The organism is Fulverythrobacter fulvus (assembly GCF_037154085.1).
GTDB classification, from domain to species: domain Bacteria; phylum Pseudomonadota; class Alphaproteobacteria; order Sphingomonadales; family Sphingomonadaceae; genus Andeanibacterium; species Andeanibacterium fulvum.
Genome location: NZ_JBANRM010000001.1, coordinates 724,436 through 744,443 on the forward strand (window position 1 = coordinate 724,436; position 20,008 = coordinate 744,443).

Sequence of the window (20,008 nt, forward strand, 5' to 3'; positions counted from 1 at the left end):
GCAAGAAAAGGGGGCGCATCAATGGGTTGGTACGGAAATATGAGCAGCTTGCGGCTTGCCGTGAGCGGAGCCCTCGCGGCATGCCTGCTGGTGGCGCAGCCTACCCAGGCCCAGGATATGCCTCCCATCGAAGCCTATGGCGAGCTGCCTTCGGTGGAAACCGCGGCTATTTCGGCAAGCGGTGAACGCATCGCAATCGTCACCACCTATGGTCATGAACGACTTCTGCTGATCGTCGATTCCTCGATGAACCTGCTTCGCCAGATCAAGGTGCAGGATACCAAGCTGCGCGATCTGGAGTGGATCGGCGACGAGGCAGTGCTCGTCGTGATGAGCGAAACGGAAGCGCTGCCCTTCGGCTTCACGACCGATTCCTACGAAGCCTTCAGGGCAATCACTGTTCCGGTGGACAGCCAGAAGGAAATTCAGGTGGTCTTTGCCGGCAACAGAGGAATCGTTACCTCGATTTTCGGCAATTACGGCGTCCGCAAGGTGGACGGACAATGGCGCGGCTATTTCGGCGGAATCCAGCTTGCGCGTTCGCTTGACCTGGGATTTGTGATCTCAGGCACGGACATCTCGCTGATGGAAGTGGATCTGCTCAAGAATTCCGCCCGCAAGGCGGCGAGCCCGCCATCGGTAGAGATTTCACGCGAATGGTTGGTCGATGCCGAGGGGAAAGTCGCGGCACGCTTTGACCTGCAGCGGGATTCCGGACGTTGGCAATTGTTCGGCCGAGGCGGGAAAGTGCTGGCCAGCGGCATACAGCCGGCAGGTTATGCCGGCCTGATCGGCCTGGGCTTTGACGGGAAGACCGTGATCTACAGCGTCAGGAAGGAAGACCAGTCCGTCTGGTACGAACGGATGCTGGATGGCAGCGACGAGCCCCGCGAGGTGTTTGGCGAGGTCGGGATCGAGAACACCTATTTCGACCGACATAGCGGGCGTATTCTTGGCATTCTGCAACGCGGCACCAGCCCAAAGCCCGAATTCTTCGACCCCGTCTGGAACGAGCGCGCGCAAAAGGTCGCCCGGGCATTCTCCAAGCTCGATTTCTCCATCGAGGATTGGAACGACACATTCAGCCAGGTGCTGGTGCGCACCAGCGGCACAGGAGACAGCGGCACCTGGTATCTGGTGGATATCGACCAATCGAAGGCCGAGGCAATCGGTCGCGAGCGCCCTGCTATCGCGGCGGAGCAGGTCGGCCCGGTCTCCACCTTCACTTACAAGGCACAGGACGGGCTGGAGGTCGACGGCGTCCTTACCCTTCCGCCGGGGCGGGAAGCGAAATCGCTGCCGGTGGTGATCTTTCCTCATGGCGGGCCATCAGGCTTCGACCGGCCGGAATTCGACTGGTGGGCACAAGCCTTCGCCTCGCGCGGCTATGCCGTGTTCCAGCCCAATTTCCGTGGATCGACCAATCGCGAAGCCGCCTTCCGCATTGCGGGTAACGGCGAATGGGGGCGCAAGATGCAGACCGACCTCTCGGACGGGCTGGCGGCGCTGGCCGATGCCGGGATCGTCGATCCGAAGCGGGCCTGCATCATGGGCGCCAGCTATGGCGGCTATGCGGCGCTGGCGGGCGTCACGGTGCAGAACGGGCTTTATCGCTGCGCCGTATCGGTGGCAGGCGTTTCCGACCCCAGGGAGATGTACAACACCGAAGTGCGGGAAAGCGGGAACAGCGATATCCTGCGCGAAGCCCTGAAGGTGGAACTGGGCAAGAAATCCGATCTCGATCAGGTTTCCCCCCGCCGCCTTGCCGGAAAGGCCAACGCGCCGATCCTTCTGGTCCATGGCCGCGACGATACGGTGGTCGCCTTCGAGCAGAGCACGAAAATGGCCGGTGCCCTGAAGGACGCGGGCAAGCCGTACAAGTTCGTCGAACTTGCCGGAGAGGATCACTGGCTCTCCCGTTCGGATACCCGCAAGCAGATGCTGGCGGAAGCACTCGCCTTCGTGCAGGAACACAACCCGGCGAATTGACCGGGAGAGGAATGGCAATGGAAGCCGCCGAGATTCTCGCAAACGTGCGGGAACTGACGCCCGCCATCATGGAGCGGTCGGGCGAGATAGAGCAATTGCGCCGCCTGCCCGACGATCTGGTGGCGCAGCTCAAGCAGGCGGGCGTCTTCCGCATGGCCCGTTCCCGCGCCAAGGGCGGCCCACAGATGAGCCTGCCGCAGCAGCTGCGGGTTATCGAGCAACTGGCCTATGCCGATTCCTCCGTCGGCTGGTGCGTGAAGATCGGCGCCGATAGCGGGTTGATCGCCGAATATCTTCCGCCCGAGATTTCCGCCGAATTGCTGCCCTCCCCGGATTCGATCACGGCCGGCCAGTTCACGGCCGGGCGCGGCAGGCTGGACCGGGTGGAAGGCGGCTATCTCCTGACCGGGCGTTTCCCCTTCGGCAGCATCTCCGGCCATGCCGACGTCATCATGAGCGGGGCCATCGTCCATGTGGACGGCGCGCCTGCCATCGGGGGCAATGGCCTGCCCGAAACCCGCCTCGCCTTTGCCCCGGCAAGCGACTACGTGCTGGAAGACACCTGGCACACCCATGGCCTGCGCGGCACGGGCAGCAATCATTACCGGGCGGAAGGCATCTTCATTCCCGAAGGCCGGGCCATGCTGATCGAGGAGGCCCTCTTCGCAGGGCGCGAGACGCTCTATTCCTCGGGCTTCAACTGGGTGACGACCATGGCCGCCGTGCCTCTGGGCGTCATGCGGCGGGCAATGGACGAGGCCAAGGCACTGATCGCGCAGCGTACCGGCGGCATCCCCCCTCGTCCGATGGCCGAACTCACGCATGTGCGCGAGGCCATTGCCCATGCCGAAATGGCGCGTGCCTCGGCCGAAGCCTTCCTCTATTCCGCCGCCGACGCCTTCTGGGCGGAACTGGAACGGGGCGCCCCCTCGGTCGAAACCAAGGGCAGGCTGGCGCTGTCCAACGTCAATGCCTGCCGCACCGGGGCGGACGTCACGAGGATGCTGTTCGACCTGATCGGCGCGAATGTGATCTTCGAAGGATCGGTGATCGAACGGCTGACCCGCGATGCACTGACCCTGCGCCAGCACATGATCGTCTCCCCCGCCCATCTGGAGCATTACGGGGCAATGATTCTGGGCAAGGCCCACCCCTCGCCGCTGTATTAGAGCCTCAGACCCTGCGTCACGCCACCCGAGTCTGATCCACCTCGGCCGCGATCTCGCCGCCGGGCTTGGCCTTGCCGAAGAGATAGCCCTGCCCCTGCCCGCAACCTTCCTCGCGCAGGCAGGCGAGCACGTCTTCGCGCTCCACGCCTTCGGCGGTCACGGTGAGGCCGAGCGAGCGGCCTAGGCTGATGATCGCGCGCACCACGGCCCGCGATTCCGGCTCCTTGGCCAGTTGCAGCACGAAGCTCTTGTCGATCTTGATCTTGGTGAAGGGGTAATGGAGCAGATAGCTGAGCGAGCTGTAGCCCGTACCGAAATCGTCCATCGAAATGCCGATCCCCATCTCGCGGATGCGCTTGATGAGAGTCGAGGTCTGCTCGCCCTGCTCGATCAGCACGGCTTCGGTAATCTCCAGTTCCAGCCGCGAGGGTTCGAGGCCTGACCAGGCGAGTGCCTGCAGCACGGAATTCAGCAGATGGCCGTTACGGAACTGCAGCGGCGAGACATTCACTGCCAGCTTGTGATGCGAAGGCCATTTGGCCGCCTCGACACAGGCCGTGCGCAGCACCTGCTGGCCGACAATATCGATCAGACCCATTTCCTCGGCCAGCGGAATGAAGATTTCCGGCGAGACAGCGCCGCGCTCGGCATGGTTCCAGCGCAGCAGCGCCTCGTATCCGTCGACTTCCTCCGTATCGAGGTCGATCAGCGGCTGGTAATAGACTTCCAGCTCGCCCTTCAGCACCGCGTCGCGGAAATCGTTTTCCAGCCGGGTGCGTTCCTGCGCGGCGATGTCCATCGCCGGTTCGAACTGGCGGACAGTGCCGCGCGCACCGGACTTGGCGGCGTAGAGCGCAAGATCGGCGTAACGCTGCAAAGTCTCGGAATCGCGGCTGTCGCGCGGGGCACAGGCAAGGCCGATAGTGGCGCCGATGCGCAGGACATTTTCGCCGATGAAGAACGCCTTGGAAATCTCGGCGATGATCGTGCGGCAGGTTTCCGTCACCACTTCTTCGGAGAAGCCGGGGAACAGGATCGCGAATTCATCGCCGCCCAGGCGGCATAGCAGCGCGCCATCGGGCACGAGGCCGGACATGCGCCGCGCGGCTTCGGCCAGCAGGGCATCGCCCGGCTGGTGGCCATAGGTATCGTTGACGTCCTTGAAATGGTCGAGATCGACCATCGCCAGCGTGAACCAATTATCCTCGCTCGCATTCTCGAGATAATAGTTCAGCTGCTCGCGGCACTGGACGCGATTGGCAAGGCCGGTCAGCTCGTCATGCCGGGCCATATAGGCCATGCGCGCTTCGGCGCGGCGGCGTTCGGTGACGTCGAATACGGACAGGATCGTGGCGATCCCCTCGTCCAGCATGGTCTGGCGGGTGAAGAGCACGGATTCCAGGCGCGATCCGTCAGCGGCGGTCTGCTGCCAGAAGCGGTCCTTCTCGGAATGATCGCTCACCAGCAATTCGCGCGCGGCCGGCCATTCGTCGGAGGCGAAAATGCGTTCGGCCGGAAGTCCGGCAAATTCCTCGCGGGTAAAACCGAAATGGGAGGCCGCGGCATCATTGGCACGCAGGATCGTCTCGGTCTTCGGATCGTAGACCAGCAGCGGCACCGGATTGCCTTCGAACAGCAGACGGAAGCCCTCCTCGCGCCGCTTCATGTCGGTCACATCCACGCGCAGGCCGATCGTCCCGCCATCGGCAGTACGGCGTTCCTCGATCAGGATGGTCTGGCCGCTGGAAAGGCGCTGTTCGTGGCGCGTGCCTGCACCGGGGTTCTCGATCAGGTCGAGACGGTCGGCAATCCATTCCTCTTCGCGGCCCAGAGCCTCGGGATAATCGCCGCGCTGCACGCCGATGCGCAAGGTATCCGCCAGTCGCGCGCCTTCCTTCAGCAGGTCGGCCGATTTGGCGTAGATCTTGGCATATTCCTGATTCCACAGGATGTAGCGCCCCTCCGCATCGAGGAACACGATCCCTTCGGGCAGCACGTCAATCGCCTCGCGCAGGCGCTTCTCGGCGAGCGCAGCAGCTTCCGTGGCCGCACGCAGCGCTGCCCGCTCATCCGCCAGAGGCCGCGCCCCAGCCGAAAATCCATCCTTTACGCCGTGCATTGTCCGCCTCTTCGCAACCCGTGCGCATTGGCGGGTTCGGTACCCTCCTAAGGGTTAACAATTGGTGCAGTGCACAATGAGCGATACACGCATTTTCAGGAGGATAAGGGACAATCCTGAGGGATCAGACCAGTCCGGCATGCTCCAAAGCCGCGTCCACTGCCTTGCGCGCTTCGGCACTGGCGGTAACGAGCGGCAGGCGCACGCTGTCATCCAGGAAATCGTGCACCCGGCTGAGCGCATATTTCGCCGGTGCAGGCGACGCGTCGGAGAACATGGCATAATGCAGCGGATAGAGCTTGTCGTTCAGCTCACGCGCCTTTTGCAGGTCGTTGGCGGCAATCGCGGCCTGGAAATCGGCGCACAGGCGCGGGGCGACATTGGCGGTCACCGAAATGCAACCCACCCCGCCTGCGGCGCTGTGGGACAGCCACAATTCGTCATCGCCGCACAGCTGGACGAAACCTTCGGCCTCGATGCCCATGCGGTGATCGGTCACGCGCGAAAGGTCGCCGCTGGCATCCTTGATGCCCACGATCCGGTCCGGAAAACGATTGACTAGTTCGCACACCGTCTCGGGCTTGAGGTCGGTCACCGTGCGGCCCGGCACGTTGTAGAGAATGATCGGCAGGTCGCTATGCTCGGCCAGATAGCTGTAATGCGCGATCAGGCCCGCCTGGCTCGGCCGGTTGTAATAGGGCGCCACGCAAAGGCCCGCCTTCACGCCGCACTTCTTGGAGAAGTTCATGTGCAGCAGGGCATTCTTGGTGTCGTTGCTGCCGCAGCCCGCAATCACGGGAACGCGACCGGCGGCCTGCTCCACGCAGACTTCGATCACGCGGTGGTGTTCGGCATTGGAAAGAGTGGAGGCTTCGCCCGTGGTGCCGCAGGGAACCAGCGCGGAAGATCCGTTCTCGATTTGCCAATCGACGAGGCGGCGGAAACCCTCTTCATCGAACGACCCGTCGCGGAAAGGGGTCACCAGGGCCGGGATGGAACCGGAAAACATCGACTTCGCCTCTCGTCTTGCCCAATTTTCTTAATCGGGTACCGTCTGGCGACCATGCCAGGGGATTCACGTTCAGCGCCTGATAAGGAGGCAAGGCCCACGATGTCCAGCATGCTTCGCATGTCCTCCATCGCCGTACTCGCCAGTTCCCTCCTCAGCGCCTCTGCGCCTGTGTCTGCAGAAGATGCCGCGCAATGGGATGTCGCACGCGCCCAACTGGTCGCGACGCAGCCCGGCCCCATGGCCCAGGCGATCGACCGCTGGCAGCAGCTGACCGGCAGTTCGCGCTTCACTTTTGACGATTATGCCAGCTTCATCCTGACGAATCCCGGCTTCCCGGACGAAGGCAAGCTGCGTTCCTATGCCGAGGCCCGGCTGGCCAGCGATCCGGTCGACCAAAGCCGCCTCGTGGCCTTCTTCGATCGTTTTCCACCCCAGACCAATCCGGCACGGGCGCAATATGCGCTGGCGCTGAATGCCGCCGGGCGCCCCGAAGCGCCCGAGGCGGCTCGCGCGGCATGGCGGGGCGGTTCGATGAGCCAGCTCGCCGAAACGACTCTGGCCGCGCTCTATGGCACGAGCTTCACGGCCGAGGATCACGATGCGCGCATGGACGCGCTGCTGTGGGCGCGAGATACCGATGGCGCCGCGCGGCAGCTTGGCCGCACCTCCCCTGCCCGGCAGGCCGTGTTCCGGGCGCGCCTCACCGCCGCGCAAGGCATCGATCCGAGCGCGTTCGACCTGCCCGGCGGACAGGCGGAGGCGCTGAAAGACCCGGGCTATGTGTTCAACGTGGTGCGCCAACTGCGCAAGGGCGGGCGCACGCCGGATGCAGTGAACCTGCTTGCCACACGCCCCGAACTGTCCTCCATTCCGCGCGACCGCGACGCATGGGTGGAAGAACTGCTCACCACCGCCAAGGCTGGGGGCGCCCGCGCCGCGCAGCGGATCGCCGCCTCGGTCGATGACGCCTTCCTGCCGGGCGAGGATATTTCCGCCCTCTCCTATGGCCTGCGCGACGATTACACCTCGCTGATGTGGCTCGGCGGGACGAAGGCGCTGTGGGAACTCAACGAACCGGCCAGCGCGGCGCCGCTCTTCTATCGCTACGGTGCCGCAGCCCGCACGCCCTATACACGCTCCAAGGGCTTCTACTGGGCAGGGCTCTCCGCGTCCCGTGCGGGCGACAGTGCCGCCGCGAAGCGTTATTTCGAACAGGCGGCGATCTATGCGGACCGTTTCTACGGCATGCTTGCCCGCGAACGGCTCGGCCTGCCCATGCCCGACCTCACGCAGGCGCCGCTGCTCAATGCCGACCCGTCGCGCCGCGCGGAGTTCCTCTCCCGCCCGCTGACCCGCGCCGTGCGCGAAGTGGCGCGCGATGCCCCATGGTCGGTCGGCATCCGCTTCTATCGCGCGATTGCCGGTCAGGCGGAAAGCCGGGAGGACCTGCTGCTGGTGGCCGAACTGGCGCGCGATATCGGGCGGCGCGATCTGGCGGTGATCCTCGGTGACGAGGCCGCCGCGCAGGGGCACGGGGATTTCACGGCCCTCGCCTTCCCCACCGTCCCCACTCCGGGCGCGACCGACTGGACCATGATCCACGCCATCACCCGGCAGGAAAGCCAGTTCGCCCAGAACGCGGTAAGTCACGCCGGGGCGCGCGGATTGATGCAGCTTATGCCGGGCACCGCGCGTGAACAGGCGGGCAAGCTGGGGATGGAATATCTCTCCGCCTCGCTGGTCGACAATCCGGATTACAATCTGCGCCTTGGCGAAGGCTATATCCGACGGATGCTCGATTATTACGGGGGCAGCTATCCACTGGCTGTAGCCGCCTATAACGCCGGGCCGGGCAATGTGAACAAATGGCTCAAGGCCAATGGCGATCCGCGCACGGGTTCGATCAGCTGGATCGACTGGATCGAGAAGATTCCGATCTTCGAAACCAAGAACTACGTCCAGCGCGTGCTGGAAAATGCCGTGGTCTACGAAGCGATGAATCCTGGCAAGGCGAGCCTTGGCCGCCCGCGCGGGATCAGCCAGTTCCTGGGCAAGTCGACTCCGGGCTGAATTGGCGCAGTGCAACCGCCCAACTCTCAGGAATTGCGACGAACCGTTTGAATTCAGGGCAAACCGAGCCAATCGCGCGGCGGCTCGCAGAGACATTGCCCGGGCAATCGCATATTATTTGATGGTGACCGGGGTGCTTTAACCAGTTCCGTCAGGTCGCGATAAACCAGACCCTGACAGGGTCCGACAAGCGGCACGAAAAGCCGCGAAAGCACTACTTTTTGGAAGAGGTAAGCACCGCTGCCTGCGGGGCAGCGCGGCTGCGCATGATCGGCATTGCCAGAAGGAGGCTGCGATGAGCAGATTGAAAATCGCGGGACTGTCACTCGGCATGGCGGCCATGCTCGCCTTAACCGCGCAGCCCGCCATGGCGAGGCAGGGCACCAGGTCGGGCGATTCCCTCCCCAGCCGTTCCTACGTCGCCACGAAAAGCATCGGCGTTTCGGCCCGGCAACCAGCTTTTATCGGCGGCAATTTCGGTGGTCCCCGATTGCCGAACCGGGGCTGGCTTGGCGGAGTGATATTTCCTCTCCCGCTTCCGCCGCGGCTGATCGATCGGCTGGAAGACTTCTTCCTGCGCGCCGGGATCGATAATCCGGCGCTGTGCCGGGTGTTCGATTTCAGCTTCTGCGACGATAATGACAGCCCCGGCTGATCGTCGCCGCAAGTAGGCCCGCCGGGCTTGGACGGATGGCCCGCCTTCGGCTAAGGCCGCGGCGATGGACACTCGCACCAATCCGATCACCCCGGCGGGCCTCGCCGCGCTAAAGGCGCGCTACGATCACCTGCTCGGCACCGAGCGGCCGGCCATCGTCGAGATCGTCAGCTGGGCCGCTGGCAATGGCGACCGCAGCGAGAATGGCGACTATCTCTACGGCCGCAAGCGCATGCGCGAGATCGACCGCGAACTGGCCCATCTCGCCCGGCGGATGAAGGCATCCCGCGTGATCGACCCTGTCCAGCAGGCCGACAAGAGCCGCGCGTGGTTCGGCGCCACCGTGACCATTGCCGACGAGGATGACGATGAACGCATCGTCACCCTGGTCGGGGACGACGAGCAGGACCCGTCTGCCGGAAAGATCGGCTGGAGCGCCCCCATTGCCCGCGCCCTTCGTGGCGCCGCCGTTGGCGATCTGCGCCGCGTACGCCTGCCCGGCGGGGAAAAGGAGTGGGAAGTGGTCGCAGTCTCCTATCCGGACGAGGCTGCCTGACCATGGCCGAGATCGTCAATCTGCGCCTGGCCCGCAAGGCAAAGCAACGCGCCGACAAAGCCGGCACTGCCGCCGCCAATCGTGCGAAATTCGGCCAGACCAAGGCGGAAAAGTCCATCCAGCGCGATGAAGCAGAACGTGCCGGGCGAACGCTGGACGGCGCAAAGCTGGAGCGCGACTGATGCGCACCACTTATGAAGACGCGACCGTTCGCCTCTATCACCTGAGCGATGCCATGGAAGGCGGCGCGGCAGAAACCCTGTTCTACGGCCCGCTGTCAGAAGCGATGCGCATCGCCGCCGCGCAGCCCGAGGAAATACAGGAGGGCCTGTTCATCGCCACGGACAACGATGTGGTGGCGTGGCTGGACCTGATCGAGGGATAAGCCAAGCGGTCGAGTTCAGGCGGGAATGAGTGCGGCTTTCGACGCTTTGCCGCACTAGAATGGCGGGTTTGGGGTTGGAAGCAGCCCCTTATCTGCATAGCTTCGACTGCATGGCTGGAGAGCATAACAAAATCATCGCCACCGCCGCAGAAGCGAGCCTCGGCCCCTTGGGCTTCAAGAGGAAGGGGCGAACACGTCTATGGATTCTAGATCATGGCCTATGGCTGAATATCGTTGGCTTCAGGCCTGGGCAGTGGTCAGTATCTGTGGACCTCGACAATGCTGCCCATTGGCTTTGGGCGGGTCACAGCTTCATGAGCTTGGATTATTTCATTCGCGGATCACATGCTTCATTCGATGATGAAATACAGTTCAGCAATGAACTAGGGGAGATCGCTAATGAAGCGGCATCTCGTGCGGTCGATTTGGAAAACAAGTTCTCAAATTTCGACGCAATTGCAAATTTCGTTATCGAGCAAGCACTGAATAACGAGAGAATGCGACCGAGTTGGTTCGGTTACAGAGCAGGACTCGCTTGCGGAATACTCGGAAAGAAAGAAGAATCTGCGGCCTTTTTACATGGAATCCATGATACGAGAGTTATTCCATATGCAGCGCCCTTTTTGCCGCTCACCGGACGCACCGCGGATTTCAGATCAAGGGTCAATGAACTTCTGGCGCAGCAGCGCGCCATATTGAAATTGCCAGCCCTCGAGTGCGGTCCATTTTGACGCCCGCATTGCCCACTACATCCGCTCGTACGGAGGATGAGGAGGGGGTTTCCGCCCCTCCCCATCGCCGTGTCATTCAACCGTCTGTGTCAGGCGCAGCAGCCACCTTTGCAGCAATCTTCGCTTTAGACGGCTTCGGTTCGGTTTCAGCCACGACGGGCGCCCGCGTCGGAGCAGAGGCTTCCGCCTCGGCCGGTCCCTTCACCAGTCCGCTCAGCGAGCTGCCATCCAGCCCGAGTTCCTTCATCAACCCGTCGAGCACTGGCGCCTGCGCGCGATAGGCGAGCGCGGCGGCGACTGCGTCATTCGCCAGATTTCCGCTGCCGCCACCCGCCGCAGGAGTTGCCGTGCTGCTGCCTCCGGCCTTCTGCGTGAGCCCATCTACCTGCACGATCTTGATCGATTCGATGGCCTCCAGCGGCTTGGCGCTCTCGCGCACCAGCTCGGGGAGGACCTTGAGCAGCGCCAGCTTGGTCTGCAGCGAAATCTGCTCCATCGAGAGCAAATTAGCGGCCTCGTTCACGGCGCGCTGACCGGCGGCCTCCACTTCGAAACGCACCCGGTCCGCCTCGGCCCGTAGCTTCTCGGCATCGGCCTGGCCTTCCGCCTCCCGGCGCACGGCGTCCGCGCGGTTGGTGGCCGCATCGCGCTCGGCCTCTGCCTGTACCTTGACGCGGATCGCTTCCCGCTCGGCCGCCTTGGCCGCCTCGATCAGTTCGATGCGCTTTTCACGCTCCGCCACTTCGGTTTCGCGCGCAGTGACCACGCCTTCCTCAGCGGCGACCGCCTTGGCGCGCGCGGCATCCGCCTCGGCCTTGGCCTGGCTTTCCTCGCGGCTCTTGTTCTGGACCGCGATCTGCTGTTCCTGCCGCGCGATTTCCAGCGCCTGGGTCTGCGCGATGCGGGATTGTTCGACCGAGCGATCGGCCTCGATCTGGTTGGAATCGATCGCTCGCTTCGCCTCGATCCGCGCTGCTTCGGCTTCCTGATTGCGCTCTGCCTGCTGACGGGCGATTTCCGCTGCCTGTTCGGCGCGGCGCATTTCGACTTCCCGCTCCTGCTCCAGCCGGGCAAATTCATTGTCACGGCTGATTTCGAAACTGCGCTTGGCCGCTTCGAGATTCTTCGTCTCGATCTGGACGCGCGTATCCTGCTCGATGTCGTTGCGCGCCTTCTTGCGCAGTTCGATCTGCTCGGTGAGCTTGGTCAGGCCCTCGGCGTCGAAGGCATTGTTGGCGTTGAAATGCTCGATGCTCGTCTGGTCGAGGCCGGTGAGAGAGACCGATTCCAGTTCAAGCCCGTTCATGGCCAGATCGTTGGACGATACCTGCTGCACCTTCTGGACGAATTCGGCGCGCTGTTCGTGCAGCTCGTTCATCGTCATGCCCGCCGCGACCGAACGCAGCGCGTCGACGAACTTGCCTTCCACCAGATCCTTCAGCGCATCGGGGATCATCGTGCGCTGGCCCAGCGTCTGCGCCGCCATGGCAATGGAACCGGCATCGGGCCGCACACGGACGTAGAATTCGGCCTTCACGTCGATACGCAGGCGGTCGAGAGTGATCAGCGCGTCCTGGTTCTTGCGTTCCACCGCAAGGCGCACGGTGTTCATGTTCACCGGCATGGTTTCATGGAGCACCGGCAGCACCAGCGCGCCGCCGTTCATGATCACCTTCTCCCCGCCAAAGCCGGTGCGCACGAAGCTCACTTCCTTGGTTGCGCGGCGATACAGCTTGGTGATCGTCAGGCCGATGATGAGGACGACGAGGAAACCCGATCCGCCCCAGATCCCGATTTGGATCAGATTTTCCATCCTAAATGCTCCCCCAGAAATCAGTCGGCAGGCGCCAGCCAGCGGTCCTGCAACGCTATGCAGTAAAAGGTTTCACCTTCGCGGCGGACAATCAGCACTTCCTCGCCCTCGGCGATTTCGGCCCCGTCCTCATGCGGTACGACCATCAGGTGATGCGGATGATCGTAGAGGTCCCGCACCTGCGCCCGGGCGGGAAAGCCTGCCCTCGCCTTGCCGGTGACGATACGCCCACGGCGGCCGACCAGACTATCGAGAGTGACGGCACTGCTCTCGTCGCGCGGCAGAATACGGGCGAGCGGGCGCGTGACCACCCCGGTGACGGGAAGCGCAGGCACCACCGCGATCCCGGCGGCCAGCCAGCGGTCCAGCGGAGCGCCGAGCAGCCCCTGCGCCAGTGACTGGATGCCCACGCCCAGCCCGGCAAACAGGAACAGGAACAGCGCCAGCCAGACAGTGAAGGGGACGCGGCCGATCCCGAACAGCGACAGCAGTCCTTCCACGAAGCCAAGATGCCCGTCGCCGTCCAGATCGGCGTCGAAGCCCGCCTCGCTGTCGAAATCCAATGCGCCGAGCAACTGGGCCAAGGCCAGCAGCAGCATCACGGCCAAGGCCGCCATGAATGGCAGATTGTGGTCTGCAAGCAGGTTCATGACGAACCGCCCGCCGCAAATCCGGACATGCCCCCTCCGAATCGCTGCCGAGGCTGGCAGCTCGCAGCATTGAACCGGCACGCAGCCGAAGAATCCAGCATAACCGGATGAAGCATCGCCGAATTCCGCACCGATACGGAGAAGTCCCTAACGACGGACGCCTTCTCGCATGAACCGCATTGCCGCCCTGCCCCGCAGTGCTAGGAAGCGTCATGCGCAAGCCGACATTCGCCCTGCTGCTCGCCCTGCCGGCCATGCTTGTCGCCGCCCCGCTCGCGGCGAAGGACAGTCTGGGCGTCTTCTCGGAATGGGGCGCCTTTCGCGATCCGCAAACGCCGCGCTGCTATGCCATCGCCATGGCGCTCAACTCCACTGCGGCGCGCGATTACCAGCCCTTTGCCAGCGTCGGCTCCTGGCCGAAGCGGCAATTGCGCAATCAGATTCATTTCCGCCTGTCCCGCAACGTCAGCCCCTCAGGCAGGATCGTGCTGACCGTGGGACGCGGCACTTCGTTCGAACTGACCGGCGGCGGGGGCGATGCCTGGGCGAAGGACCGCAAGATGGACGCCGCGATCATCGCCGCCATGCGCTCCGCAGGCGGGATGACCGTGACCGCGCGCGACAGGAACGGCGCCAGCTTTACCGACCGTTACGGCCTCGCAGGCGCAGCCACCGCAATGGATGCGGCAACCGTGGGCTGCGCCAAGCTGTAATATTTCGCCGAGCGCCCAGACGAAACGGGCCGGGATTGCTCCCGGCCCGCGGCGTGTGCGCTCCTGCGCTGATCCGAAATATCAGAAGCGCACGCCAAGGCCCGCGACCACCTGATGGCGGTCGAGATCGACATCGAAGCGGTCGCTCTCCAGTCCGCTCGGGGCCTCGGCCTCGCCTTTCGCATAGTTGGAATAGCGATATTCGCCCTTGAGGAAGACGTTCTTCGTCAGGGCGAATTCCGCGCCCGCGCCGAGGCGCCAGCCATCAAGATCCACATCGGTTTCGGTATCGGTGGTGTTGTCGGTGGCTAGGACGTTGAAGCGGGTATTGGTATAACCGCCCTTGGCATAGACGAGGGCCGAGGGGCCGATGGGCACACCTACGCGGACACCGGCGTAGAGGTCCCTTCCGGCCGAGGCATTGGCCACGCCGAAGCCGGAAAAGGCCGCCGTGTCATATTCGGTGCTGGCCTGGGATTCCATCCACTCGCCTTCCACGCCCACGACCACGCCGCCGGCATTGAAATCGTAGCCCACACCCACGCCGTAGGTCAGGTCGTCGATCGACTGGTCAAGCTCGTCGGCATTGTCGATGTCTTCGCTGCTGCCGGGCCGCACGCTGTCATAGCCCACCAGCCCTTCGAGGCGGAAACCGGTGAAGGCATCGGATTCTTCCTGTGCCGCGGCAGGGGCGGCAATGGCCGCGGCAGTGCCGGTTGCGATGAGGAAAAACGTCTTCTTCATGGGTTCACTCCCTTGCTTATCGCACGGCGGATATGCCGTGCTCCTTCTTGGGTGAGAGTGAGAATGCCCCCGCCAGATGAACCTAAGGCAACGAAAAAACTGTGTTATTCCAGCAACATCGCTTCGAGGTTGAACGGTGCATCTCAAGCGGTGAGACGCCTGGAACGGCCTGCCGCCACTGCCCTTTGCGCGCGACGAAACTCCCCCTATATGCGGCGCATTGTGACAGACACTCCGCTTATCCCGATCCCCGGTCAGTTTGACCCGGTTCCCGTCGCGCGCGACATCACGCCGCGTGAAGACGGCCGTATCGACCTGATCGGCCTGCCCAAGGCCCGTATCGCCGAATTGTTCGCCGAGGCGGGACTCGACGCGAAACAGGCGAAGCTGCGCGCCAAGCAAGTGTTCCACTGGCTCTATCATCGCGGCGTGACCGAGTTCGAGGCGATGACCGACATCGCCAAGACCATGCGCCCCTGGCTGGCCGAACGCTTCGTGATCGGCCGCCCGCAGATCGTTGAAGCCCAGCATTCCACCGACGGCACTCGCAAATGGCTGCTGCGCACGGCCGATGGCCATGATTTCGAGATGGTGTTCATCCCCGATGCGGATCGCGGCACGCTGTGCGTGTCCAGCCAGGTGGGCTGCACGCTCAACTGCCGCTTCTGCCACACCGGCACGATGCGGCTGGTGCGCAACCTCACGCCGGGCGAGATCGTGGGCCAGGTGATGCTGGCGCGCGATGCACTGGGCGAATGGCCCAAGGGCGCGAACGATACGCGCATGGCCACCATGGCCGGCCTCGATTACGACGAGGACGAGGATGATGGGGAAAGCAGCTACACCTCAGATGGGCGCCTGCTGACCAACATCGTAATGATGGGCATGGGCGAGCCGCTGTATAATTTCGACAATGTGCGCGATGCGCTGCGGCTGGTGATGGATGGCGACGGGCTGGCCCTGTCCAAGCGCCGCATCACCCTGTCCACCAGCGGCGTTGTGCCGATGATGGAACGCTGCGGCGAGGAAATCGGCGTAAACCTTGCCGTCTCGCTCCATGCGGTGAACAAGGAAATCCGCGACGAAATCGTGCCGATCAATCGCAAATACGGGATCGAGGAACTGCTGCAGGCCTGTTCCGACTATCCCGGCGCCTCCAATGCCCGGCGCATCACGTTCGAATATGTGATGCTGAAGGACAAGAACGACAGCGACGAGGATGCGCACGAGCTGGTGCGGCTGATCAAGCAATACCGCCTGCCCGCCAAGGTGAACCTGATCCCGTTCAACCCCTGGCCGGGCGCGCCTTATGAATGTTCCTCGCCGGAACGGGTGCGGGCCTTTTCCAACATCGTATTCGAAGCAGGCATTTCCGCCCCGGTGCGCACGCCGCGCGGGCGCGACATCGATGCCGCCTGCGGCCAGTTGAAGACTGCCGCCGAAAAGAAGAGCCGCGCCGAACTGGACCGGCTCGCCGCCGAAAAGCAGGCCGCGCTGGAAGCGGATTTCCCGCAAGGATAATCGTCATTGCGAGGGCCAGCGGCCCGAAGCAATCCAGGGCCCAACGCGTTACGCTCTGGATTGCTTCGCTACGCTCGCAATGACGAAGCGATCTGAAGTAAAGCTGCCGCTATCTTGCGTGACAGGGCGCAAACCCCGCCCTATCCCCGTCTCATGGCCTATATTTATCTGCTGATCGCCATCGTGGCGGAAGTCATCGCCACCTCGCTGCTCAAGGCGGCGGACGGGTTCTCGAAGCCGTTGCCCACGATCGGCTCGGTAATCGGCTATGGGATCGCCTTCTATTTCCTCTCGCTCACCTTGCGCACGGTACCCACCGGGGTCGCCTATGCGATCTGGTCGGGCGTGGGGATCGTGCTCATCACCACGGTCGCTTGGGTGTTCCAGGGCCAGAAGCTCGACAGCCCAGCCCTTGTCGGCATGGGGCTGATCACTGCAGGAGTAGTGGTGATGAACGTGTTTTCGAAGACCGCCGCCCATTGAAGGGCACGCCCGGCGCTCAATCCTCCGGACACTCCGCATCGAACTTCGCACGGGCGGCCGCAATGGCCTCGCGATTCGAAACGGCCCACGCGCCCAGCGCCTTGACCGGGCATTTGAGCGAATGGCCCAGCGGCGTGAGCGAATAATCGACGCGCGGCGGGATGCTGGGGGTCACCGCCCGGCTCACCAGCCCGTCCCGCTCCAGCCCGCGCAGGGTGCGAGTGAGCATGCGCTGCGAAATGCCCGCGATGGCACGCCGCAACTCGTTGAAACGCAAAGGCCCTTCATCGAGGCTCATCACCACCTGCATCGACCATTTGTCCCCCACGCGGCTGAGCACTTCGGTGACGGTCTGGCAGGTGCCACTATGCGGCACGTCCAGGGCGATGAAGGTCTCCAAAGGAACATCCATGTTCCTATCGGACAATAAAGTGCCTTCTTGCGCGATGGTGGTAGTGGTTTCCATATGGCCCTTGGTTATCGTTTGTTACCGGAGAATTCCAGATGAAGATTCTGCATATCGACAGCGCCACGACCGGCGAGAACTCAGTCAGCCGCGAGCTTACCAAGGCGATCGTCGAGCATTTCACGGCCAAGAATCCCGGTGCGGAAGTGGCGGTTCTGGATCTCGAAGCCAATCCGATCCCGCACCTCACCAACGCCACCACCGGCGCCATCCGCCTGCCGGCCGAAGCGCACACGCCCGAAATGGCCGCTGCCTTTGCCGCCGAACGCGCGGTGCTGGACCAGTTCCTTGCTTCCGACGTGGTCGTGATCGGCGCGCCGATGTACAACTTCACCATTCCCAGCTCGATCAAGGCCTGGCTTGACCGCCTGGGCGTGCCGGGCGTGACCTTCAGCTATTCCGAAGCCGGCCCCAAGGGCCTTGCCGGCGGCCGCCGGGTGATCGTCGCTTCCTCGCGCGGCGGCGAATATGGTTTTGACGGTCCGATGGAACATCAGGAAACCTACCTGCGCGACATGTTCGGCTTCATCGGCATCGACAATGTCGAATTCATCCGCGCGGAAAAGATCGGCTACGGCCCCGACGTGCGTGCAGCCTCGATCGCTGCGGCCAAGGAAGAGATCGCGAAGCTTTGATTTCTCTTCGTCATTGCGAGGAGGCAAAGCCGACGAAGCAATCCAGAGCCCAGTATACAACGGCCCTGGATTGCCGCGCGACCTGCGGTCGCTCGCAATGACGATCAGCCAAATATCGGCACCACCCCACCACGGGAAATCGTGGCCACCCTGCCCCCGACCCAAATGGCATTGTTCTTGTCCACCGAGCAGAACACCCGACCATCGGCGCCCACCATCCGGCCCTGTGCCGCTACATAGCTTTCCCGAGCAAGGCCGGTTCCGAACAGATACATCGCCGCCGCCGCGTTGAAGCTGCCGGTCACCGGGTCTTCCACCAGCATTCCCTTGTCGTTGACGAAGAAGGCGCGGACTTCCCAGGCGGCGTCCGATCCTTCGGCACAGGGCCCGGCCAGGCCGATATCGGTCGGCACCGGCGCGCGCGGCAGGGGATGGGCCGCCAGCACATCCTCGGCAGAGCGCAGGCGCAGCATCTTCCAGCCGGGGCCATTATCGGCATGGACAGCGGAGACGATGGCGCCCTCCTCCACTCCGGCGATGCGCGCGGCTTCTGCACGCTCCTCTGCACTCAGTTCACCACCCTTCACCAGCGGCGGAGCACAGAAGGACAGCATGGCGCCATCCTGCTTCACTTCCACCAGCCCGACCCCGCATTCCTGCACCACCACGCCTTCGCGGCGCGGCTGGCCACCTGCCTCAAGCCAGGCATGGCAAGTGCCAAGCGTGGGATGCCCGGCAAAGGGCAATTCGCCCGCAGGATAGAATATCCGCACCCGGTAATCCGCTGCCGGATCGGTGGGCGGCAGGAGGAAGGTCGTCTCGGAAAAGCCGAGCCACTGGGTGAGCCGCAACATCTGCTCGCCGCTCCACCCATCTGCCCCGCGCACCACGGCCAGCGGATTGCCCTTGAGCGGGGCAGAGCCGAACACGTCGACGAGATCGAGCAGGATGGGGTCACTCACCGGGAAACGCCTTTCATCAGAACAGTCACTCGCAATGACGAGGCCGATCACCTAGACCCTCACCATGGACCCGCAGACCGCCGAATTCTACCGCACGCGTTCGCGCGAATGGGCAGCCGCCCTGCCCCGCGAACTTCGTCCCGAGCTGGACGCGTTTCTCGACCGGCTGGCCCCCGGCGCGCGCATCCTGGAACTGGGCTGCGGCGACGGGCGCGATGCGCAGCGCATGATCGAGCGCGGCTTCGACGTTGATACCAGCGACGGCGTGCCCGAAATGGCCCAGCTCGCCAGCGAGCGGATCGGGCGGCCCGTGCCGGTAATGCTGTATGAGGAACTAGAAGCCGAAGGCGAGTATGACGCGGCATGGTGCCACGCCTCGCTGCTCCACGTCCCGCTGGCCGATCTGCCCGGCATTCTCGCCCGCATTCACCGCGCCCTGAAGCCCAGCGCGCCCTTTTATGCCAATTACAAGGGCGGCGAAGGTGGGCACCACCAGACAAATGGGCGAGACGATTTCGGCCGCTTCTACAGCTACCTGTCCGTGGCCGATCTTGAAGCAGCCTATCGTAAGGCGGTCGATTGGGCAGACCTTGGATTCGTCACCACGCAGGGCGGCAGCTTCGGCGGCACGCCCACCATCTGGCACGCAGTGACGGCCCGGAAATAGCTATCCGCCTCCACCTGCCGTGCAAAATCCACGGCTCGGCTCCTGACAGAAATCCCAACGATCCGTTCAGCTTCGGTTTTGCCATGCTGAACAAAAACGGCGTCATTGGATCTGATTTGGAAGGAAAGGATCGAGCCATGAAGAAGTTTATGATGGCCATTGCGGCCGCCGGCCTGGTTCTCCCCGCCGTCCCCGCTGCTGCCGACCCGCCGCGCCATGCCCCGGCCCATGGCTATCGCGACAAGCACGATGTCTATGACAGCAAGGGCCGCTATCGCGAACCCCGCCGCGTCACTCACAATGACCGCATCTGGCGCGGGAATGACGGCCGTTATTACTGCAAGCGCGATAACGGCACGACCGGCCTGATCATCGGCGCCGCTGGCGGTGCACTGGTCGGCCGCGCGATCGACACTCGCGGCGACCGCACGGTCGGCACGATTCTCGGCGCTGCGGTTGGCGGCCTGCTGGGTCGCGAGATCGACCGCGGCGAGGCGCGCTGCCGCTAAATCTCCCGCACGGAATTTCGGAAACGGCATTCCGTCACCTGACGGGCCGCGTGGCGAAAGCTGCGCGGCCCTTTGCCTTTTTGTGCAATCCCCATTGCACCGGGCCCGCAGGCCTGCCATGTCGAGAGCAAGCTAAGCAATAAGACCCGGAGAGAGACC

Annotated in this window: 21 protein-coding genes; 14 read left to right on the top strand and 7 right to left on the bottom strand. The window is 63.6% G+C overall.

The features are described 5' to 3' along the window. Nucleotides 1–90 precede the first annotated feature (90 nt). A complete protein-coding gene (locus WFP36_RS03425; protein WP_336977858.1) occupies nucleotides 91–1,989 on the top strand; it encodes an alpha/beta hydrolase family protein in 1,899 nt (632 codons plus the stop codon). An 11-nt stretch (nucleotides 1,990–2,000) separates the two neighbouring features. Next, the gene (locus tag WFP36_RS03430) at nucleotides 2,001–3,158 is read left to right on the top strand and encodes an acyl-CoA dehydrogenase family protein (RefSeq protein WP_336977860.1); all 1,158 of its coding nucleotides are present in this window, start codon (nucleotides 2,001–2,003) and stop codon (nucleotides 3,156–3,158) included. Nucleotides 3,159–3,174: 16 nt separating this feature from the next. On the opposite strand, the gene WFP36_RS03435 is transcribed toward WFP36_RS03430, so the two are convergent. Next, entirely contained in the window at nucleotides 3,175–5,277 is a 2,103-nt protein-coding gene (locus tag WFP36_RS03435) for a putative bifunctional diguanylate cyclase/phosphodiesterase (protein ID WP_336977861.1), read from the bottom strand. A 124-nt stretch (nucleotides 5,278–5,401) separates the two neighbouring features. Then, a complete protein-coding gene (dapA, locus tag WFP36_RS03440; protein ID WP_336977862.1) occupies nucleotides 5,402–6,286 on the bottom strand; it encodes a 4-hydroxy-tetrahydrodipicolinate synthase in 885 nt (294 codons plus the stop codon). Nucleotides 6,287–6,388: 102 nt separating this feature from the next. Between dapA and WFP36_RS03445 the strand changes: the two genes are divergently transcribed. From WFP36_RS03445 to WFP36_RS03470, 6 genes are all read left to right on the top strand, one after another. Next, nucleotides 6,389–8,359, top strand: a complete 1,971-nt coding sequence (locus WFP36_RS03445) for a lytic transglycosylase domain-containing protein (RefSeq protein ID WP_336977864.1) — start codon at nucleotides 6,389–6,391, stop codon at nucleotides 8,357–8,359. 295 nt (nucleotides 8,360–8,654) lie between these two features. After that, on the top strand, nucleotides 8,655–9,014 hold the full coding sequence (locus WFP36_RS03450; protein ID WP_336977866.1) for a hypothetical protein: 360 nt from the start codon (nucleotides 8,655–8,657) through the stop codon (nucleotides 9,012–9,014). A 64-nt stretch (nucleotides 9,015–9,078) separates the two neighbouring features. Then, nucleotides 9,079–9,570, top strand: a complete 492-nt coding sequence (locus WFP36_RS03455) for a GreA/GreB family elongation factor (RefSeq protein WP_336977868.1) — start codon at nucleotides 9,079–9,081, stop codon at nucleotides 9,568–9,570. A gap of 2 nt (nucleotides 9,571–9,572) precedes the next feature. Further along, a complete protein-coding gene (locus WFP36_RS03460; protein ID WP_336977870.1) occupies nucleotides 9,573–9,752 on the top strand; it encodes a DUF4169 family protein in 180 nt (59 codons plus the stop codon). Then, on the top strand, nucleotides 9,752–9,955 hold the full coding sequence (locus WFP36_RS03465; RefSeq protein ID WP_336977871.1) for a hypothetical protein: 204 nt from the start codon (nucleotides 9,752–9,754) through the stop codon (nucleotides 9,953–9,955). Before WFP36_RS03460 ends, WFP36_RS03465 begins: the two co-directional genes overlap by 1 nt. Before the next feature lie 110 nt (nucleotides 9,956–10,065). Then, on the top strand, nucleotides 10,066–10,686 hold the full coding sequence (locus tag WFP36_RS03470; protein WP_336977873.1) for a hypothetical protein: 621 nt from the start codon (nucleotides 10,066–10,068) through the stop codon (nucleotides 10,684–10,686). Nucleotides 10,687–10,762: 76 nt separating this feature from the next. Here the strand turns inward: WFP36_RS03470 and WFP36_RS03475 are convergent, their stop codons facing one another. Together WFP36_RS03475 and WFP36_RS03480 are read right to left on the bottom strand one after the other, a co-directional pair. After that, the gene (locus WFP36_RS03475; RefSeq protein ID WP_336977875.1) at nucleotides 10,763–12,499 is read right to left on the bottom strand and encodes a flotillin family protein; all 1,737 of its coding nucleotides are present in this window, start codon (nucleotides 12,497–12,499) and stop codon (nucleotides 10,763–10,765) included. Between the two features lie 20 nt (nucleotides 12,500–12,519). After that, nucleotides 12,520–13,149 carry an OB-fold-containig protein gene (locus WFP36_RS03480; RefSeq protein ID WP_336977877.1) on the bottom strand — a complete coding sequence of 210 codons (630 nt, stop codon included), beginning with the start codon at nucleotides 13,147–13,149 and terminating at the stop codon, nucleotides 12,520–12,522. 212 nt (nucleotides 13,150–13,361) lie between these two features. Between WFP36_RS03480 and WFP36_RS03485 the strand changes: the two genes are divergently transcribed. Beyond that, on the top strand, nucleotides 13,362–13,862 hold the full coding sequence (locus WFP36_RS03485; protein WP_336977878.1) for a hypothetical protein: 501 nt from the start codon (nucleotides 13,362–13,364) through the stop codon (nucleotides 13,860–13,862). Between the two features lie 81 nt (nucleotides 13,863–13,943). Here WFP36_RS03485 and WFP36_RS03490 read toward each other — a convergent pair whose 3' ends face one another. After that, complete coding sequence (locus WFP36_RS03490; protein WP_336977879.1) at nucleotides 13,944–14,606, bottom strand: outer membrane protein; 663 nt, start codon at nucleotides 14,604–14,606, stop codon at nucleotides 13,944–13,946. 210 nt (nucleotides 14,607–14,816) lie between these two features. Here WFP36_RS03490 and rlmN point away from each other — a divergent pair, with 210 nt between their 5' ends. Both rlmN and WFP36_RS03500 read left to right on the top strand, forming a co-directional pair. After that, on the top strand, nucleotides 14,817–16,127 hold the full coding sequence (gene rlmN, locus WFP36_RS03495) for a 23S rRNA (adenine(2503)-C(2))-methyltransferase RlmN (protein WP_336977880.1): 1,311 nt from the start codon (nucleotides 14,817–14,819) through the stop codon (nucleotides 16,125–16,127). 153 nt (nucleotides 16,128–16,280) lie between these two features. Then, entirely contained in the window at nucleotides 16,281–16,610 is a 330-nt protein-coding gene (locus tag WFP36_RS03500) for an SMR family transporter (RefSeq protein ID WP_336977882.1), read from the top strand. A 16-nt stretch (nucleotides 16,611–16,626) separates the two neighbouring features. Here WFP36_RS03500 and WFP36_RS03505 read toward each other — a convergent pair whose 3' ends face one another. Continuing rightward, nucleotides 16,627–17,022 carry a winged helix-turn-helix transcriptional regulator gene (locus tag WFP36_RS03505; RefSeq protein ID WP_336977884.1) on the bottom strand — a complete coding sequence of 132 codons (396 nt, stop codon included), beginning with the start codon at nucleotides 17,020–17,022 and terminating at the stop codon, nucleotides 16,627–16,629. A gap of 92 nt (nucleotides 17,023–17,114) precedes the next feature. Here WFP36_RS03505 and WFP36_RS03510 point away from each other — a divergent pair, with 92 nt between their 5' ends. Then, complete coding sequence (locus tag WFP36_RS03510) at nucleotides 17,115–17,711, top strand: FMN-dependent NADH-azoreductase (RefSeq protein WP_336977886.1); 597 nt, start codon at nucleotides 17,115–17,117, stop codon at nucleotides 17,709–17,711. Nucleotides 17,712–17,815: 104 nt separating this feature from the next. On the opposite strand, the gene WFP36_RS03515 is transcribed toward WFP36_RS03510, so the two are convergent. Further along, the gene (locus WFP36_RS03515; RefSeq protein WP_336977888.1) at nucleotides 17,816–18,673 is read right to left on the bottom strand and encodes a PhzF family phenazine biosynthesis protein; all 858 of its coding nucleotides are present in this window, start codon (nucleotides 18,671–18,673) and stop codon (nucleotides 17,816–17,818) included. 64 nt (nucleotides 18,674–18,737) lie between these two features. Between WFP36_RS03515 and WFP36_RS03520 the strand changes: the two genes are divergently transcribed. Both WFP36_RS03520 and WFP36_RS03525 read left to right on the top strand, forming a co-directional pair. Beyond that, complete coding sequence (locus WFP36_RS03520; RefSeq protein WP_336977889.1) at nucleotides 18,738–19,340, top strand: class I SAM-dependent methyltransferase; 603 nt, start codon at nucleotides 18,738–18,740, stop codon at nucleotides 19,338–19,340. 137 nt (nucleotides 19,341–19,477) lie between these two features. Further along, nucleotides 19,478–19,849 (top strand): glycine zipper 2TM domain-containing protein, encoded by a 372-nt coding sequence (locus WFP36_RS03525; protein ID WP_336977890.1) that lies wholly within the window; start codon nucleotides 19,478–19,480, stop codon nucleotides 19,847–19,849. Nucleotides 19,850–20,008: the final 159 nt, after the last annotated feature.